Consider the following 313-nt stretch of genomic DNA (forward strand, 5'->3'; position numbering starts at 1 on the left):
AACCTTGTCGAATTGCTCTTTGGTTATCTCCGTCTTTATCAAAGAAGTAACGTTCAATCAACCCTTTTAAGATTTCATATCGTGCTGGGTCATAACCGATTTTTCTAAGTCTGCACCCTGTCTTACTTCTAAAGTCATTAATATACGGTATTAAGTCATTTACATTTATATATTCCGTATCAAGTAGAATAAGCTCTCCTCTGTCAACAAATTCAGTCCATAGTTCTTGCTGTTCTGTGTCCAGTTGCTCATATTGCGAACGTACAGAGAATGTAAGTGTATGGCTGTAAGTTTTACCCTCTAACTCACAAAC

The 313-nt window shown here is 36.7% G+C and carries 1 protein-coding gene; it reads right to left on the reverse strand.

The genetic code is table 11. The features are described 5' to 3' along the window. On the reverse strand, positions 1 to 313 hold a 313-nt coding region (locus L979_RS16905; protein WP_231559557.1), incomplete at both ends, for a hypothetical protein.

Origin of the sequence: Kocuria sp. ZOR0020, from assembly GCF_000800955.1 — a bacterium.
Lineage (GTDB): Bacteria > Actinomycetota > Actinomycetes > Actinomycetales > Micrococcaceae > Kocuria > Kocuria subflava.